Raw genomic sequence first — 16,205 nt, forward strand, 5'->3', positions numbered from 1 at the left:
TTAATTTTTACTCAAAATATATTTTTCTATTGCTTTAGCAACTCCATGATTTTCATTCGTATCAGTCACATAATTTGCTGCCTTTTTCGCAGATTCTGTACCATTTCCCATCGCAACTCCAATCCCTGCAAATTCTAGCATTTCAACATCATTGTTTCCATCTCCTATGGTCATTATCTCTTCTCTCTCAATACCCAATTTTTCAGCTAATTCTTTAAGAGCAGCAGCTTTATTTGTTCCAAACGGCAACATTTCAAATATATGAATTTGACTTAATACTGCATCATATTTATCTTTCAATAAATTTTCATTATCATTCTTAAATCTTTGAATTTCTTCTTCCTCACCTAAATACATTGATTTAAAAAATGTATGTTTTCCACTAGTAGCTTCCTCTAAAGAAATTGGTTTTATATCTACATACACCAATTTCCCATCTTCAATTGTATATTTATTCGCCTTATCACCAACCACAAAGTAGTCATTATCATTCGAAACCGTCAAATCCAAATTATATCCTTTTCTCAATTTATCCAAATAAATAACATCTTCTTTCGTTATTTCCTTGTTATCCAACAATTCCCAATTAGTCGTTTTACGAAGCGAACACCCATTATTCAAAATCACATATTCATCCAAATTGTATTTCTCTAATTCAAGCTCCCCATACACTGGTAATACCCCAAATAAAGGTCTACCTGTACAAAGAACCACTTTAATTCCAGCTTCAATTGTTTTTTGAACAGCTTCCTTTTGTGGAGTATCAATATGTTTTTCTTCATTTAACAATGTTCCATCCATATCTATCGCTAATAACTTTATCATTTCTTCTCCTTCCTAAAAACTCTTTACCAAGCTATCATAATTTACTGGCAATTCTAAAATTCCCTCAATTTTATTATTTGAGATTTTAAAATTAAACGGTACACTTTGAATATCAAATCCTTCTAAAATACTGTTATCATCATCATAGTACACAGGAAAAGTAAATTCACTATTTGAAACGTACCCTTTAACTTCTTCTAAACTACTACTTCCAAGAAACACAACTACTACATTTACTTTATCTTTATATTTTTCATAAAACTTTTGCACTTCTGGTAATTCAGCTCTACAATGCGGACACCATTCTGCTGCTAATATAAACAATGTTTTTTTACCATTTTTAAATATATTTTTACTCTCAGTAGTTTTTCCATCTAAATCTTTCAAAATAAAAGTTGGCATATCAACATTCAATTTTTTCTCAATATGAAATTCATTTCCAAAACTTATATTAAACAACAATAACATTGATAAAAATAATACTATCTTTTTCATATTTTATTCTCCTCTCATCTTCAAATACATTTTTACAAGTAGAAAGTGGACAAACCACAAATCATCGTTTTTGTCCACTCATAATATATTATTTCCCTAAATCTTGAACTAATGAATCAAAATCAACTGGAACTTCTAAGAATTTTTCAATTTTATTATTCGAAATTACTACATTATAAGGGAACCCTTGAACAGCAAATCCTCTTAAAATGCTTCCATCTTTGTCATAAAATACAGGGAATGTATATTCATTTGTTTTAACATAATCTTTTGTTTTACCTAAATCAGTGTTTGAATTAGTAAATACAACTACTACATTTACTTTATCTTTGTATTTATCATAAAATTTTTGCACTTCTGGCAACTCTACTTTACAATGCGGACACCATTCTGCCGCTACCACAAATAAAGTCTTTTTACCATTGTCCATCAATTTTTTACTACTAACTTTTTTCCCATCAAAATTTTCTAAATTAAATGCCGATACTTTTGCTCCCGGATTTTGATCTACATAAAATTCTTTTTCACATCCTATCAAAAATAATGCAACCATAGAAATTAAAAATACTATTTTTTTCATTTTTCCTCCTAAATTTTTTGTTCTAATATTTATTTTCCTTCAATGAATTTTTCAAAAACTGGTCCAATATCATAACCATTATCTTTTGCTATTCTAAAATACACTTTTGATTTATTTTTATCATTTCTTGTGTAATAATACACTCCTAAATTATAAAATGCTGTAGAATTCAACTTCGCTGCCGCTTTTAAATTCAATATTCTTATATTTTTATCTTTTTCAGGATAATACAAACTCAAATCTACAGTTGAATAATCATCACCATTTTCAGAAAGTTTTTCTAAAATTTGTTTAGCTTCCTTACTTTTTCTAACATTGTCCTTAACTTTAGATTTAGTTTTTTCAGCTTCAATCTCTTCCAACACATATGCCAATCTATACCCAGCTGGAATTGATCCTAACTGATACGCCTTGTTATAAATATTTTTAGCCTTCTTCAACTCATTCTTAGTTTCATAAAGTCTTCCCAAATAATTCATAACATCTACATCACCTTTTTGAATAGCTTTTTGGTAATAATCCTCAGCTTTATCATAATCTTTCATATTTTCATATATAAATCCTTGATATCCTAAAACCACTGATTTATCAGATTTTGCAGCATCTAATACTTGCAATGCCAATTGATAGTTGTCTTTACTTCTATTTACTAATTTTGAAGCCAACTCAAAGGCAGACAAATAATATTTATCCTTTTCAAAAGACTGATTATATAATTGAACTGCTTCATCTTCTTTATCTTCACTTTCAAGAATTTTTCCTTTTGCATATAAAGCCGGTGAAAATCCTTCTGAAATAAATTCTTTCAATATATCATAAGCTTTTTCATAATCTGACATTACTTCTAAAACTAAAGTTCCAAGCTCTTTTTTCTCATCCTTTGAAATTGAACCATCCTTTAATTTTTTGTCTAAATTTTCCATTTTTTTGTACTCATTAGAAAACTTTTTGTTATACTCATAAGAATAAGTCGCATACATATCTCCAGCATCTTTTCCTTTTTTCAAGTACTCTTGTGCCTTCTCAAACTCAAATTTATCCTCATAAATTCTTCCTAACGTAAAATACGATCTAACAAACCCTTGTTTAGCAGAACTTTCCAACAAAGGAATAATTTGGTCATCATTAGGATTTTGCTTTTGCAAGTAAGAGGCTTTGTAAAATTCCGCTATTCCCTTACTTTTTTTCAGATATCTATTCCAAAAATCTTCTCCTGTTTCACCTAAATACGCATACGCCAGTCCAAATACATCTTCATTTCCTAAATCAGCTGTTTTTTCCAATTGTTTTACTACACTATTTTCATCTTTTTTTAATAATATTCCCATTAATGATTTTTCAAGTTCATCGTAACCTCTAGCACTCTTTGAACATGAAAACAACATAAAAGGAATAAATAAAAAACAGAATATTTTTTTCATACTTTCTCATTCCTATCTTTATTCTATTTTGATGTATTTATCTTATTGTTGTTCCTAATTTTACTTCATTATCAATTATAACTAATTTCGTTTTTTTCTTTTCAGTTGTTGTCAACAACATTCCTTGTGACAATTCTCCACGCAATGTAACTGGTTCTAAATTCAATACTGCCATTACTTTCTTCCCAACTAATTCTTGTTCATTTGGATACCATTTAGCAATTCCAGAAACAATTTGTCTCTTCTCTTTTCCAGTGTTAACAATAAATTTCAATAATTTATCAGCACCTTCGATTTTACTAGCCTTAATAATTTCAACAACTTTTATTTCAACTTTTGAAAAATCATCAATTGTTATAGGATTTTCGATAGTTAAATTTTCATTGTATTCTTTTTTAGGCTCTTCCTCGAATTCAACTCTAGGGAAAATTGGTTCAGCTGCATTTAATTTTCCTCCAACTGGATACGCTCCCCAAGCCTTAACATCTTCTAATTTCATTTTCTCAGCATCCACTTCAAGCCCTAATTGATTCAACATTTTTTGAGCTGTATCTGGCATAAATGGCGAAATTAAAGCTGCTATTTTATATAATCCTTCCACCAAATTATACATCACTGTCGACAATCTATCTTTAGAATCTTCATCTTTAGCTAATTTCCAAGGTTCACACTCATCAATATATTTATTCATTCTAGAAATAAATTTCCAAATTTCCTTCAATGCTTCAGAAAATTGATATTCATTCATTCTCTTTTCAATATTTACTAAAACTTCTTCCCATAATGCCTTTATCTCAGCATCAAATGTATCCGTCACTTCATTCAAGACAACTTTTGAATCAAAATATTTCTTTTGCATTCCAATTGTTCTATTTAAAAGGTTCCCTAAATCATTTGCTAAATCTGAATTAATTCTTTGAACCATTGCTCGTTTTGAATAATCAGCATCTTGTCCGTATGTAGCTTCTCTCATCAAATAATATCTAAATGGATCCAATCCATATTTCTCAACTTCTTCCGCTGGATTTACTACATTTCCAAGTGATTTGGACATTTTCTCACCTTCTACAGTCCACCATCCATGTGCTGCAATAGTTTCTGGCAATTTTATTCCTGCAGACATCAACATCGCTGGCCAAATAATTGCATGGAATCTCAAAATATCTTTCCCAATCACATGATTTACTGTTCCATTAGTCCAAACATTCGCAAACTCCTCTGGATCCTTAGCAAATCCTGCTCCTGTCAAGTAATTAGTTAAAGCATCAAACCAAACATAAATTACATGCCCTTCTTCTAATTCCAACGGTATTCCCCAATCAAAAGTTGTTCTAGAAATCGACAAATCTTGTAACCCTTGTTTTATAAATGCGACAACTTCATTTTTCTTACCTTCTGGCTTAATAAATTCAGGATGTTCCTCAATGTATTTCAACAAAGCATCTTCATATTTAGATAGTTTGAAAAAATATGAAACTTCTTTTACATCGATAACCTCTTTCCCCATATATTTTCCATCAACCAACTGATTTTCAGGAACAAAAGTTTCTTCTGAAACGCAATATTTACCCCAGTACTCACCTTTGTAAATATCACCATTATCGTTAACTCTTTTTACAATTTCTCTAACACTGTTAATGTGTCTTTCTTGAGTTGTTCTCATAAAATCAGTGTTTGAAATATTTAATTTTTCCCATAACGTTGTAAAATTCAACGACATTTTATCCACCCATTGTTGTGGTGTATAGCCATTTTTATCTGCAGCCTCTTGAATTTTTTGTCCGTGCTCATCTACTCCTGTCAAAAATTTAACATCATATCCAGTCAATCTTTTATATCTTGCAACTACATCACAAACGATTGTAGAATAAGCAGTTCCAACATGTGGAGCCGCATTAGGGTAATAAATTGGTGTTGTTATATAAAATGATTTTGGCATTTTTTCCTCCTATTTTTAAAAATTTTCTTCATTAAATTCTATTTTTTTATTTTTTTTATTATATTTTTCATTATAAATCTCAAAAGCCTTGTATCCAGCTGAATGTATTTTTTCTTTCACTATTTTTGTGGCTTCTTCCATTGATAATTCCTTTGGAAGATAAAAAGGTTCTGCAACATAATGAACACATCTTGCAAATGGTTTTGGAATCTCTAATTTATCCCACATATTTTTAAATATCCATTTTCTACTAGAGTACGAACTTACAGGCAATATTGGTGCCCCAGTCCTCTGAGCTATAAAAATTGCCCCTGCTTTTGGTTCAAATATAGGCCCTTTCGGTCCATCAATCGCAATTCCTATCGTATAATCTTTTTTAGCATATCTCATAGCTTCCTTCAAACTTTTGATATTATCTCTATTTGATGATCCTCTTATCAGCTCATTCCCCTCTCTCGCAAGAAGTTCCGACAAAATTTCACCATCTTTCGAAGCACTAACTATTGACGCCTTCTTTTTTATCACTCTAGTCGCATTACAAACAGTAAATATCTTTCTATGCCAAAACACGACTATATTTTGCTGATTCATCTCTACACCATCAGCATAATAATATTCTCGCCTTGTCATAAAACTCAACATTCTATAAATAGAATGAAGAAATATTCCAAAAAACTTATATTTATTCATTTTTTTCTCCAAAAATTATCTAATTTTAATAAATTCTATTACATTCGTTCCAATTTTGAACTACAATTTTTCAGTAATTTACAATAAAATTTCACAGAATTTATTTATGCGTACATTTTTCTAAAATAACTTGTTATTTCTAATATTTTTTCTTCTATTTTTTCATTTGTTTGGTCATTTCTGTAATCATTATCTCTACTTGTACAAATCAATGTAGCGTATCCAAATAAAAAATACCATAATCTTCTTACTGACAATTTTGCTTCTTGAAAAGTTAGTTTAGGAAAACTTACCATTAAAATTTCTTCTGTTAATAAAGTATTCAATGTTTCATCGTAAAGTTCTTTAAATCTTTCTGCACCATCAAGAAAAATCGCTCTAAAAAGCTCTCTTTCTTCCCTCGCAAAAGCTACAAAACCAACTGCACTATTTAGTAACTTTCGCTCAGAATAATTTCCATAAAGATATTTTTTCAACTTTTCTTTTGATAAAATAATAATTTCTTCTTTTAAGTCGTCTACTGTATTAAAATTAAAATATATTGGTGCCGTTGAACTCTTTAAATATTTAGCGATTTTTCTAACACTTAAATTATTAAAGCCTTCTATCTTCATTAACTCATAGGCTGCTTCGACTATGATTTCCTTTGTAAATTTTACTTTCGGCATAAATTTACACTGCTCCTTTTCTATTTTTTCTTTCATATACACAAAACTTCCAATTATCATATTTTTTTTCTTCATTCATTTTCCAATCACAATTTTCTATAACAGGAAAATATGCATCTGCTTCATCATCAGAAAAATTAACATAACTAATATATAATTTATCAATAATTTCCTCTTTCAAAGCCATTTTATAAATCTGTTCTCCTCCAATTATAAAAATTTCTTCTTTAGAATTTTTAAAACTATCTATCATTTTTTGAAAATCATCAAATACTTCCACTTTTGTAGTTTCATTTTCCAACTTTTTCAAATCTGACTCTAAAACTTCTCTTGATAAAATTATATTTTTTCTATTCGGCAACAATCTTCCAATACTTTCAAAAGTTTTTCTTCCCATAACAACAGTCTTTCCATTTGTTATTCGTCTAAAATTTTTCAAATCTTCTGGAATATGCCACAATAATTTGTTTTCTTTCCCAATTTCTCGATTTTTTCCAATCGCTACTATTATACTAAACATTTTTTCTTCCTATCCGACATTTACTTTTTTCAAAAACTAAACTGCTACTTCAAATTTTATCAAAGGATAACTTTCATAATCTTCCAATTTTATATCGTCAAATGTCAATTCATTAAATGGCTTGTCTGCTATCTTAATTTTGGGTAATTTTAAAGGTTTTCTAGTCAATTGCTCTTTCAATCCTTCAATATGATTTTCATAAATATGAGCATCAATTATCGTATGAGAAAACTCTCCAACTTCATAACCGCATTCCTTCGCCAACATCATTGTTAATAACGAATAACAAGCCAAATTAAATGGTATTCCCAAAGCAATATCTCCACTTCTTTGAGTCAAATGACAATTCAATTTATTTCCTAAAACATTAAATGCAAACGTATAATGACAAGGTGGTAGCTTACTTATCGTTGCATTCCCAGGATTCCAAGCAACTACAATCATTCTTCTACCATTTTTATGATTAGGATTTATCTTCAATTCTTTCAAAGTATCAATCACATACTGAATTTGATCAAAAACTAATTGTCCATTTTCTTCTCTCGTTGTCCAAGGATTATTCTCATCTGCAAAAACTTCTCCATCTAAAGCAACTTCTGGAACTGGATATCTTCTCCAAAATCTTCCGTAAGCTGTTTCTAATCTACCTTCTTCATCTGCCCACGCATCCCATATTTTCGTTTTTTCTCTCAACGTTTTAATATGCTCTTCTCCTGACAAATACCAAAAAAGCTCATGCAACATCGAATTAAAATACATTTTTTTTGTTGTCAACAAAGGATATCCTTCACTCAAATCAACTTTATATGTATATGCAAAAGTTGAAATAGTATCGACTCCTGTTCTATTTTCTTTCCTTACTCCATTTTCCAAAACATGTTTCACTAAATCCAAATATTGTTTCATCTCTTGTCAACTCCTCCTTCCAAAATTTTTAACTCTATTTTTAAATATTTTTCATTCAATTTACAACGAAAAATCAAAATCATTCTGTCTCAATGCTTCATACAATATTATCGAAGCCGAATTTGCTAAATTTATCGATCTTCCCATTGGAATCATTGGAATAGTTATGTTATATTCCTTGTATTTATTCAATATTTCTTCTGGTATTCCTCTCGATTCAGGTCCAAACATTATAAAATCATTTTTTTGAAATTTTACATCTGAATATTTTTGATTTGTTTTAGTCGTTGCAAAATATAAATTTGCATCTTTATTTTCGATATTTTCTTTATAAAAATGGTCAAAATCTTCCCAAATAAAAAGCTGAACTTTTTCCCAATAATCCAATCCACCTTTTTTAATATATTTATCTTCCAATGAAAATCCCAAAGGTTTTATCAAATGCAATTTCGTATTTGTTAAAACACATGTTCTACCTATATTTCCCGTATTTGTTGGAATTTCTGGATTTAAAAATACTATATTCATTTTTTGTTATCCCTCTTTCCTTTTTTCTTAATTTACTATATTCCAATTTTTATGATTTTGTTTAACTTAATATCATTTTTAAGCCATTTTTTAGCATTTTTACTTTATTTAATTATTTAATATTCATCAATTTTTTATAATCTGACAATTTTATTCTATCAGTTTTTAGAGTATCTAATTTCTTAGTAACGTTATCTCCTCTTTCAAATCCTCCAAAACCAATTTTTGAATTCACATGCGTAATTGCTATTGCCAAAGCATCAGCCGCATCATCAGGTTTCGGTATTTCATCTAATTTCAATATCAACTTTACCATTTCCTGAATTTGCTTTTTAGTCGCCCTTCCATAACCTGCAATACCCATTTTCACTTGAAGTGGCGTATAACTAAATAAATTTAATCTATTTTTTTGACCAACAAGAGTTATAACCCCTCTCGCCTGTCCAACTTCAATTATTGTTTTTTGATTTTTAAAAAAGAATAAATTTTCAATAGCCATATCTGTAGGCTTCCACAATTTTATAACCTTTTCCAAAGCATCATAAATTTGCTCTAATCGAACTGGCATATCCTCCGATTTATCTGTAAAAATACACCCGTAATCTAATGTTGTATATTTCCCATTTTCATAGTCAATGATTGAGTATCCAACAATAGCTGTACCGGGATCTATACCTAAAACTCTCATATTTCTCCTCAATATTTTGATGTTATATTATATCACAAATACATCATTTTTTCAAACGTAAATCCTCTTGTCAAAATATAAACTTGTATATAAAAACAATAAAAAAATAGCCTAAAACTAAATTTAGACTACTTTTCTTTTTTTAAATTTCCAAATAACTTATTTTAGTTAACAAAACTATTTGAAATCAAAATTTTATTATAAACTATTTTTATATTCAATATCTAATTTATCCAAAAATTCATGCAATTTTTTATTCATTGCTGTGTAATCATATTTTTTTATTTCTTCTGGATTTTCGATATATCTAAATTTTTCAAATTCTTGTTCTAAATTTTTTTCATTTGCAATTAGCTCAACTACAATTTCACTATCAAACTCCAAATGACATTGAAAACCATATACTAACGGAGTAAATCTTATAATTTGTCTTGGACATCCAACACTTTTCGCTAAAACAACACTACCTTCAACCAATCCTGGCATATCACCGTGCCAATGACCTACAATTTCTCTATTTCTATCAAAATGACTTAATTTTTCATCTTTTAATCCTTCTTCTGTCAATTCAATCGCAAAATTTCCAATTTCCTTTTCAGGACTATGATCAAATTTTCCACCTAAACTCTCTCCAATTAATTGTGCTCCCAAACAAACTCCTACAACAGCTTTTTTCGCATCAATACATTTTTTTATAAATTCTTGTTCTTTTTTTGTATCAAAATGCGGACATTCTTCCAATTTTGTTGCAGGCGATTGAGGCCCTCCCATTACAAATAAAAAGTCAATCCCTTCAGTATTTTCTGGTAATTTATCTCCTTCAAATACTTTTGAAAATGTAACTTCATACCCTTTATTTTCTGCCCATTTCAAATATGATCCTGGAGCTTCAAAACTTTCATGTTGTAAAATGTGTACTCTCATTTTTCTGTTATGTGTGATAAATTTTAATCAATTAGATTGTTCTATAAAAATAAATCACACTCTCCTTTCTTTTTATTTTTTGAATATGAATTCTCATCCAAATATTTCTACAAAAAATATTTATCTCTCTTTAAATAAACCTTATCATACCCTATTTTAATAATTTTCACTACCCCTTTAAATTCTCGCTTTTGAGTCTTCCCATTAGTAACAAATACTTTCAAAATTGTATTTTCTCTATAACCTTTAATATTTTCTAATTTCCTAAACCCAACTAATACAGTCATCCCATTTTTCAATTTCAAGTATTTATCATTGGAAATAACAATTTCTTTATATTCCAATATTTCTTCAATATCTTTAAATTTAATGATCTCCTGTATTTTTAATTCTCGTTTTACATTACTTTCCTTATCAAAAATATTTTCCAAAATCCCATAAATCTTCTCTTCAATACTTTCATCTTTTTTCATTTCAATTTTTTGTCGCTTAACAAAATCTCTATTTTCCTCAACAATTTCTTGCCCTAACAATTTCTCTATCTCACTCAAAGTCACAGCATCCTTCAAATAATATTTGTCAATCTGAGTTCTCACTAATTTTGTCATAGTTGCAAAAGTTCCTAATTTTTGTCCAATATCTCTGACTAACGAACGAATATAAGTTCCACTACTTACACTCGTATAAAACGATACCTTATTTTCTGAAAAATCAATTTTGATATCTTTTATATAATTTATACGAATTTTTCTAGCTTTCCTCTCAACTTCAATACCTTTTCTCGCCAAATCATATAACTTTTCTCCATTAATTTTTATTGCCGAATACATTGGAGGCATCTGTTCAATCTCTCCAACAAAACTATTAATCACGCTTTCAATCTCATGTTGTGAAACATTCACAATTCCCTTTTTAGTGATTTCCCCTTCTGTATCATAAGTATCCGTCTCATAACCCATTTCCAATTCTACGTAATATTCCTTATCTTTTTTCATCAAATCATCAGAAAATTTTGTAGCATTGTTAAGCATCACTATCAATAATCCTTCAGCCATCGGATCCAAAGTCCCAGCATGTCCAACTCTGTTAGCTTTTATCAGCCATTTTAACCTATTTATCGCTCCAAACGAACTGACACCCTTCTCTTTATTCAAGAGAACTATCCCATTTTTCTCAAATTTTTTTACTTTCATTTTCCTCCTCACCTACATTATTGGCGACACCAATTTAAACAATGAATTTCTAATTCTTTTCCAAAAAGCTTTTTTTTCAATCTGTTTCTTCTCAATCTTTTCACATTTTTCTAAATCTTTAAAAAATTGATTTCTTACATTTTGACTAATTTCTCGATTGTAAAAAACTGAATTTATCTCATAATTTATCTCAAGACTTCTCATATCAAAATTACAAGTTCCTATCGTAGAAAATTCTCCATCAACCACGATATTTTTACAATGTAAAAATCCTGCTTTGTATCTATAAATTTCAATTCCTGCATTAGTCAATTCCTCAAAATACGTTTCTGCAATCCAATAAGGAATTTTTTTATCAGGAACTCCCGTCATTATAATTTTTATCTTAATTCCAGCTAAAGCCATTATTGTCAATTGATTTACGAGTGCGCTATCAGGCACAAAATATGGACTTTGAATTAGTACTTCCCTTTTCGCACTAGATATTAATTTTGAATATAAATATTTCAAAGATGTCCATTCTGTATCTGGTCCACTCGATGAAACCTGCATTAAATAATATTTTTCATCATCTTTCACAATATTTTTCTCAACAATTTCATCTAATTTTATCGTTTCAAAATCATTTTTTCCACCACTATTCAACCAATCTGTAATAAAAATCGTCAAATACTGTATCACTAATTCTCCTTCAACTCTAAAATTAGTATCTCTCCATTCATTAAATCTCGATCCACCTGTAATGTACTCTTCTCCCAAATTCATTCCACCTGTATGAAGAATTTTACTATCAATTATCGTCATTTTTCGATGATTTCTATAATTCAATTTTGATAATGCAAATTTAATATCTAAAAAATATCTAAATTCAATTCCTGCTTTTAACAATTCTCTCCTATATTTTTTCGAAATTGCCCTAAAAGAACCCAATCCATCAAACAACAATCGTATTTTCACGCCTTCTTTCGCTTTTTTTACCAATAAATCCTTTATTTGCTGCCCCAACTTATCTGAACGCCATATAAAGTACTCCATCAAAATACTTTCTTTCGCCTCACTAATATCTTTTATAATTGAATCAAACGCTTCCCTTCCCGAATAATAAATTTTATAAGATTTATTTCTCGTAATCGTCGTTTTTTCTGCTGTTGCCAACAATTTTACAATTTCAATTTCAGAATCACTAATATTTTCCTTATCAATACTACGATATGACGATTTTTCTAAAAACTTTTCATCCAAGAAAAAATCAACAGGATCATATTTCAAAAAATTCCTAACTCTAAACCATCTGCCCTCTTGTTTTTCACGATTGGAAATAGCTCTATTCTTTCTCCAATTTATCCCAAACAATAAATACAAAACAATCCCAATCACAGGAAATACCGTAATTGCAAATATCCATGATACCATTGCTGACGACGGTTTATCAGATACTAAAATTGCTATTAAACAAAAAATATAAATCACTAAATGTATATGTTCAATTGACATAAGCCACATAAGCCCTGTATCTCCGTGTCCAAACATTCTTTTCTCCCTTTAAAAATATTATAAAATGTGAATTTATAATTCCTTTTAAAAGTTATAAACTCACATTTTTTTAATGAATATTTTTACTTATTTTTTTACATAAGCAATTGTTTCAATTTCAACTAACGCATTTTTAGGTAATTTTCCTACTTCGAAAGCCGATCTAGCTGGATATGGTTCTGAAAAATAACCTGCATAAATTTCATTTACTGTTCCAAAATCTGCGATATTATCTAATAAAACTGTTGTTTTTATTACATTTGCTGTTGTTAAACCATTATTTTCTAAAATTGCTTTTATGTTTTCCATTACTTGTTTTGCTTGTCCTTCAACTGTTGTTTCTTCAATTTCTTGAGTTTCTGGATTAATCGCTATTTGCCCTGAAATATACAAAAAATCCCCTGCTAATCTATATGCTGAATAAGGTCCCACTGCATTTGGTATTTTTTTCATCGATATTTCCTCCTATTTTTTAATAAAAATTTTCACTCTAAAATAAAAAATAATTTTTTTATTTAAAAGTTCTACAAATTCATTTTAACATAATTTTTCAGTAATAATCAACATTTTTTTATTATTTCTTTTTTGTTTATTTTTTACAAAATAAATTTTAAAATTAAATAATTTTTTGCTATTGACTTCTAGAATTTATAGAGTATAATAATAATGACATAGATGAAGGGATGTGATTTTATGAAAATCATTATTAGCGGAAAACAATTGAAAGTTACAGATGCAATTAGAAACTATACTGAAGAAAAGATACAAAAAATTTCTAAATATACAGAAGCTATAACAGAAGTCGATGTTGTTTTATCAGTAGAAACTACAAAATCTGAAGGGGATGTTCACAAAGCTGATGGATTAGTTTATGCAAGTGGAACAAAAATAAAAGTTGAAACAGAAAACAGCGATTTATATGCTGCAATTGACGAATTATCTGATAAATTAGAAAGACAAGTTAGAAAATATAAAGAAAAACAAAAAGATTTTAACAAAAAAGGAACTCGTTAATCTTTGATCTTTTATAAATTATTTGATATTGGTTAACCAAAAAATAGAGCACTTAGAAATGCTCTATTTTTATTTTAAATCACAATTTTTATGAATCAATCTCTGAAATAGCCTTTTCAAACTGTTCTCTCGAAATATTAAACGAATTTAACGCTTTCAATAACTGTTTTGAATTATAATATCCGATTTTCAAAATATCTCCCAATTTTGCTCTTCTCTCTTTTGAATTGCTCCCTGAAGTAAGCCCATTATCAATTAAATCACTTGCGCTAAAGAGATTTCCTCCAGTTGACTCATCCCTATGCGTAATCACATGTTTAAGTGCCTCCAAAATTGATGCATCTGAAGCATTCTCAACTCCAATGTTATCAACTTTTGTAGCCTCTTTTTTACTAATAAAAGCATGTTTAATTTTAGGAATTCGACTTTCTATAACGCTTCTTATTTTTTTCCCAGCAAAATCTGGATCAGTAAAAAGTATCATTTCATTCGTTTTTGATAATTCCTCCAATTTTTTCAAAGTCTTCTTATTCACAGCAGAAAAGCCATTCAATGCAATTATGTGCGCATCCACTACTCTTTTTAAAGCTGTTACATCATCACGCCCTTCCACCAAAATAATCTCATTTATTTTTAATTTTTCCATTTATTTTCCTCAATCATTTATTATTTATAATTTCATTATTTAAATTACTCCCACTTATAAAAGCGGGAGTATCCTAATCAAATTTCATTATATAAAATCTTATTTTTCAATTTTAGCATTTTTCAATATTTCCAATAACCAATCCCAAGTTTCTTTAACTGACCAAATTTCCATTCTTTCTTCAGGCGTATGTGCTCCAAAAATATTTGGTCCTACTGAAATAATATCCAAATCTTTTATATTCACATCAAAAATTCCACATTCTAAACCTGCGTGAATTGCTCTAATTTCAGGATCTTTATTCGCAACCTTTTTAAAGGCTTCTGTTGCAATATCTCTAATTCTTGAATTTTCTCTGTATTCCCAAGACATATAAGATGAATCAATTCTAACAGCCGCTCCATATTTTTTAGAAACTTCTATAACTTTTTTCATAATTTCATCCAATGATTTATTTACAGAACTTCTTGGTAAAGTTTGAATTTTTATTACCAATTTACTATTTTCATTTTTAGTCTTAATAACACCCACATTTATTGAAGTTTCCACCAAATCATCAATATTTTTACTCATAGCTAAAACTCCATTTGGAAGTTCATTTATCAATGAAATCAATCTATTTGAATCAGCTTCTGAAACTCCTTTTTCATCACCTTTTTTCTCAACTTCAACTACTTCTATCATCGGCGTTTTATCAATGATTTTCATATCTTTAATTATATTTTCAAAAGCCAATTCAGCCAATTTTTTTACATCTTCAACAGTTTCATCTTTAAGATCTACAGCCAATGTAGCCACTGCTTCTCTAGGAATCGCATTTACTTTATCTCCACCGTCAATATTCACTATAGAAAAATTATATTTTTTATTAAGATGATCCAAAACCTCACCTAAAATTTTATTTGCATTTCCAAATCCACAGTGAATTTCTGCTCCTGAATGTCCTCCACTTAAACCTTTTACATCAACAGTAATCAATTTACTTTCAGGATTAATTTCTTTAGTGTCAAGCGTTAATTCTGTAACTGTTCTTCCTCCACCAGCACTACTCACATAAATTTTTCCATGCTCCTCAGTATCAAGATTAATCATTGTTTTTCCAGTAAAAATACTATAATCCAAATTATTTACACCAGTCATTCCATCTTCTTCATCAACTGTAATTATCATTTCCAAAGCAGGATGCTCAATGTCGTTTCTATCCATCAATTCAAGCATATACGCCACTGCAATCCCATCATCTCCACCAAGTGTAGTTCCATTAGCTCTCAAGAATCCATCTTTCACAACTAACTCAATTCCTTGTGTTTCAAAATCAAAATCTGTATTTTTGTTTTTTTCCCAAACCATATCCATATGACCTTGTAAAATTACAGGTGAATAATTTTCATATCCTTTTGTTGCTTGTTTTTTTATAAATATATTCAAAACTTCATCTTGTGTCACTTCAAGATTTCTTTCTTTTGCAAAATTATACAACCAATCACTTATTTTTTTTTCTTTTTTTGAAGCTCTCGGTATTTTTGAAATTTCACTAAAATAATGAAAAACTCCTTTTGGCTCTAAATTTTCTAAATTTGTTTCTTTACTCATTTTTCTACCTTCTTTCTGCTTTTCTATATTTTTTGCTTTTTT

18 protein-coding genes are annotated in these 16,205 nt (G+C 29.0%); 1 reads left to right on the forward strand and 17 read right to left on the reverse strand.

What is annotated here, in order from left to right:
- The 15 genes from J4863_RS05610 to J4863_RS05680 all read right to left on the reverse strand — a co-directional run bounded on the left by J4863_RS05610 (position 1) and on the right by J4863_RS05680 (position 13,363).
- Complete coding sequence (locus tag J4863_RS05610) at positions 1–825, reverse strand: Cof-type HAD-IIB family hydrolase (protein ID WP_211617819.1); 825 nt, start codon at positions 823–825, stop codon at positions 1–3.
- Between the two features lie 12 nt (positions 826–837).
- Positions 838–1,320 (reverse strand): TlpA disulfide reductase family protein, encoded by a 483-nt coding sequence (locus J4863_RS05615; protein ID WP_211617820.1) that lies wholly within the window; start codon positions 1,318–1,320, stop codon positions 838–840.
- A gap of 88 nt (positions 1,321–1,408) precedes the next feature.
- A complete protein-coding gene (locus J4863_RS05620) occupies positions 1,409–1,900 on the reverse strand; it encodes a TlpA disulfide reductase family protein (RefSeq protein ID WP_211617821.1) in 492 nt (163 codons plus the stop codon).
- 29 nt (positions 1,901–1,929) lie between these two features.
- Entirely contained in the window at positions 1,930–3,321 is a 1,392-nt protein-coding gene (locus J4863_RS05625) for a sel1 repeat family protein (protein ID WP_211617822.1), read from the reverse strand.
- Positions 3,322–3,358: 37 nt separating this feature from the next.
- Entirely contained in the window at positions 3,359–5,260 is a 1,902-nt protein-coding gene (gene metG / locus J4863_RS05630; protein ID WP_211617823.1) for a methionine--tRNA ligase, read from the reverse strand.
- Positions 5,261–5,275: 15 nt separating this feature from the next.
- Positions 5,276–5,950: a lysophospholipid acyltransferase family protein gene (locus tag J4863_RS05635; protein WP_211617824.1), complete on the reverse strand. Its 675-nt coding sequence runs from the start codon at positions 5,948–5,950 to the stop codon at positions 5,276–5,278.
- A gap of 104 nt (positions 5,951–6,054) precedes the next feature.
- The gene (locus J4863_RS05640) at positions 6,055–6,693 is read right to left on the reverse strand and encodes a TetR/AcrR family transcriptional regulator (protein ID WP_249111477.1); all 639 of its coding nucleotides are present in this window, start codon (positions 6,691–6,693) and stop codon (positions 6,055–6,057) included.
- Positions 6,623–7,138, reverse strand: coding sequence for a dihydrofolate reductase (locus J4863_RS05645; RefSeq protein WP_211617825.1), 516 nt, complete (start codon positions 7,136–7,138; stop codon positions 6,623–6,625). Before J4863_RS05645 ends, J4863_RS05640 begins: the two co-directional genes overlap by 71 nt.
- A gap of 36 nt (positions 7,139–7,174) precedes the next feature.
- Entirely contained in the window at positions 7,175–8,044 is an 870-nt protein-coding gene (thyA, locus tag J4863_RS05650) for a thymidylate synthase (protein WP_211617826.1), read from the reverse strand.
- Between the two features lie 60 nt (positions 8,045–8,104).
- Positions 8,105–8,572, reverse strand: coding sequence for a tRNA (cytidine(34)-2'-O)-methyltransferase (locus J4863_RS05655; protein WP_211617827.1), 468 nt, complete (start codon positions 8,570–8,572; stop codon positions 8,105–8,107).
- Positions 8,573–8,684: 112 nt separating this feature from the next.
- Positions 8,685–9,260 carry a crossover junction endodeoxyribonuclease RuvC gene (ruvC, locus tag J4863_RS05660; RefSeq protein WP_211617828.1) on the reverse strand — a complete coding sequence of 192 codons (576 nt, stop codon included), beginning with the start codon at positions 9,258–9,260 and terminating at the stop codon, positions 8,685–8,687.
- Positions 9,261–9,458: 198 nt separating this feature from the next.
- Positions 9,459–10,184 (reverse strand): glutamine amidotransferase, encoded by a 726-nt coding sequence (locus J4863_RS05665; protein ID WP_211617829.1) that lies wholly within the window; start codon positions 10,182–10,184, stop codon positions 9,459–9,461.
- A gap of 107 nt (positions 10,185–10,291) precedes the next feature.
- Entirely contained in the window at positions 10,292–11,377 is a 1,086-nt protein-coding gene (gene truB / locus J4863_RS05670) for a tRNA pseudouridine(55) synthase TruB (RefSeq protein ID WP_211617830.1), read from the reverse strand.
- A gap of 12 nt (positions 11,378–11,389) precedes the next feature.
- Complete coding sequence (gene cls, locus J4863_RS05675) at positions 11,390–12,907, reverse strand: cardiolipin synthase (RefSeq protein WP_211617831.1); 1,518 nt, start codon at positions 12,905–12,907, stop codon at positions 11,390–11,392.
- A gap of 90 nt (positions 12,908–12,997) precedes the next feature.
- A complete protein-coding gene (locus J4863_RS05680) occupies positions 12,998–13,363 on the reverse strand; it encodes a Rid family detoxifying hydrolase (protein WP_211617832.1) in 366 nt (121 codons plus the stop codon).
- Positions 13,364–13,603: 240 nt separating this feature from the next.
- On the opposite strand from J4863_RS05680, the gene hpf reads away from it, so the two are divergent.
- Positions 13,604–13,924 carry a ribosome hibernation-promoting factor, HPF/YfiA family gene (gene hpf, locus J4863_RS05685; protein WP_211617833.1) on the forward strand — a complete coding sequence of 107 codons (321 nt, stop codon included), beginning with the start codon at positions 13,604–13,606 and terminating at the stop codon, positions 13,922–13,924.
- Between the two features lie 88 nt (positions 13,925–14,012).
- Here the strand turns inward: hpf and rnmV are convergent, their stop codons facing one another.
- Together rnmV and J4863_RS05695 are read right to left on the reverse strand one after the other, a co-directional pair.
- Positions 14,013–14,570, reverse strand: coding sequence for a ribonuclease M5 (gene rnmV / locus J4863_RS05690; RefSeq protein ID WP_211617834.1), 558 nt, complete (start codon positions 14,568–14,570; stop codon positions 14,013–14,015).
- A gap of 99 nt (positions 14,571–14,669) precedes the next feature.
- Entirely contained in the window at positions 14,670–16,163 is a 1,494-nt protein-coding gene (locus J4863_RS05695) for an aminoacyl-histidine dipeptidase (RefSeq protein ID WP_211617835.1), read from the reverse strand.
- Positions 16,164–16,205 lie beyond the last annotated feature (42 nt).

The sequence above is a fragment of the Leptotrichia sp. oral taxon 221 genome (assembly GCF_018128245.1).
Classification (GTDB): Bacteria; Fusobacteriota; Fusobacteriia; order Fusobacteriales; family Leptotrichiaceae; genus JABCPH02.